The organism is Skermanella sp. (genome assembly GCF_059503625.1).
This window is the reverse complement of record NZ_JCACHA010000512.1, coordinates 1-2,127: the sequence shown is the minus strand read 5'-3', so window position 1 is coordinate 2,127 and position 2,127 is coordinate 1. Positions and strand designations below refer to the sequence as shown.

The 2,127-nt window shown below is 59.3% G+C and carries 3 protein-coding genes; 1 reads left to right on the top strand and 2 read right to left on the bottom strand.

The window, feature by feature from the left end; genetic code table 11:
• Positions 1 to 149 precede the first annotated feature (149 nt).
• Positions 150 to 947, top strand: a complete 798-nt coding sequence (flgH, locus tag AC5JJ6_RS10995) for a flagellar basal body L-ring protein FlgH (protein ID WP_496042071.1) — start codon at positions 150 to 152, stop codon at positions 945 to 947.
• An 80-nt stretch (positions 948 to 1,027) separates the two neighbouring features.
• On the opposite strand, the gene AC5JJ6_RS10990 is transcribed toward flgH, so the two are convergent.
• Both AC5JJ6_RS10990 and AC5JJ6_RS10985 read right to left on the bottom strand, forming a co-directional pair.
• The gene (locus tag AC5JJ6_RS10990; RefSeq protein WP_496042070.1) at positions 1,028 to 1,501 is read right to left on the bottom strand and encodes a GNAT family N-acetyltransferase; all 474 of its coding nucleotides are present in this window, start codon (positions 1,499 to 1,501) and stop codon (positions 1,028 to 1,030) included.
• A gap of 50 nt (positions 1,502 to 1,551) precedes the next feature.
• Positions 1,552 to 1,839 (bottom strand): type II toxin-antitoxin system TacA family antitoxin, encoded by a 288-nt coding sequence (locus AC5JJ6_RS10985; protein ID WP_496042069.1) that lies wholly within the window; start codon positions 1,837 to 1,839, stop codon positions 1,552 to 1,554.
• Between the last annotated feature and the right edge of the window lie 288 nt (positions 1,840 to 2,127).

The following is a 2,127-nucleotide window of genomic DNA, read 5'->3' as shown; positions in this document are numbered from 1 at the left end:
CCCGAACCAGGTTTCCGTCTCCAGGCCCGGCGGCGTCGCGCTGAACTGAACCTGACGCCGGTTTCCGATCCCTCCCCTTCCGGCACCCTTTCATCTGGCATCGGGCTTGCAAAGACGTTCATGCGCCCCGCGTACCAAGGAATTTCGCCATGACCGTCTCCCGTCTCGCCCTGATCGCCGCCTCGGCAGCCCTGCTGACCGCCTGCAACGCCACCACCCGCCTGTCGGAAGTCGGCAGCCCGCCTCCGCTGACGCAGATCGAGAACCCCAACCGCGCGGTGGGCTACGTCCCGGTCAGCCTGCCGATGCCGGCGCCGCAGACCGGCGTCCGCGAGGCGAACTCGCTGTGGCGTTCGGGTGCCAGGGCCTTCTTCAAGGACCAGCGGGCCAGCCGGGTCGGCGATATCCTGACGGTGTCGATCAACATCAACGATCAGGCCCAGATCAACAACCAGACCACCCGGACCCGGGCCAACAGCGAGAACGCCGGCATGCCGGAAGTCTTCGGCTTCGACCTGAACAAGATCCTGCCCGGCACCAGCGCCGCCAAGGCGCTTCTGGAAGGTAAGCTGGACGGCAATTCGACCCAGTACGAAGCAGGTGGCCGCGACAACCTGCTGGGCATGACCAGCGACACCAGCAACAAGGGCGCCGGCCAGATCAACCGCAAGGAGACGATCACGCTCCAGGTCGCGGCCCTGATCACGGACGTATTGCCCAACGGCAACCTCGTGCTCCAGGGCCGGCAGGAAGTGCGGGTCAACTTCGAGGTCCGCGAGCTTCAGATTACCGGCGTGATCCGGCCGGAGGACATCAACTCGGCAAATTCGATCAGCTACGAAAAAATTGCTGAGGCCCGGATTTCCTACGGCGGACGCGGCCAGATCAGCGACGTCCAGCAGCCCCGCTACGGCCAGCAGATCTTCGACATCATCATGCCGTTCTGATGAAAACATCGAGCGCCTTCCGTCATGAAGCATCGGTGATGCGGCGTTGCGGAAGGCGTACGGCCAACGCCAGATCCAAGTCAGCCCGCGAGCGCTTTACGGGCATCCTGGAGAGTTATCATCAACGTCAAAGGCTCGACCTGCGAAGGCTGGAAATTCCATTTCTCATAGAAGCGCCGGGCCTCTTCGTCGATAGCGTGAACCAGCAATGCCCTGATGCCCGCATATTCCGACGCTTCGATCGTTTTCAGGATGGCGTCGCGCAGCATGCCCGACCCGACCCCCTGCCCGCTCCAGCGTTTATCGACCGCAAGCCGGCCCAGAATCATCACCGGGACTGGATCAGGCATGTTGCGCCTGACTTTGCCTGTCGCGACGGAGTGAAGTACCGAACCGACGGCCAGACCGAAATACCCGACAACGATGCCGCCGCAGCAAACGACGAAGGTACGGCAGGCTCCATCTCTCACGTTGCGCAAAGCGCGTTTTTGCAGCCATTCATTTAAAACGGAATAACCGCAATCGAACTCGGAATGAATATGATCTTCCGTCAAGCGAACCGGAGCGGCTGGTGCCCATCCGTCACCTGGGATTGGAAAGAAATTCATTTATCCCAAGGCGCTTTTTTGGATAATAGGGTCTTCAGCATTTCATGAGGTTGCGCGGGAGCATCCAGCGCCTCCGTGAAACGCTGGTACTGCTCTGCATCGGCAAAGAATACCCGCTGATCGAGGATCGTATCCTCAGCAGCACGGCACGCCGTTTCCAGCATGAATTCTGTCCGTGTCTTTCCCGAAATCTGCGCCGCCCGATCGATCAGGTCGCGATGGCGGCGGTCAACGCGCATGTTTATGTTGACGGAGTTTTCATCTGCCCGATTGACGCCAGTCATCACGATTTCTCCTGAAGCTCCACTCTCTTACACACTGAACGCTGTCTATATCAAGTTCGCAGCGCCAATTGTGATGACAATGTGCGCACAAGCTGTGCATTGTCAACATAGTTCGTGGTCTTCTGGAAACTCATGCTGAAAACAGGTGGAACGTCTGGAGTTATTCAGCTCTTGTCATACCATGGGCTGAAGAAGTTGAACGGTAAAAACGCTCGTATGGTAGGTCGTGCCGAAGCGACGCGGCAGCCGACAAGCAGGCGCATACTATATCGGCTGCCGCTTCGCTTC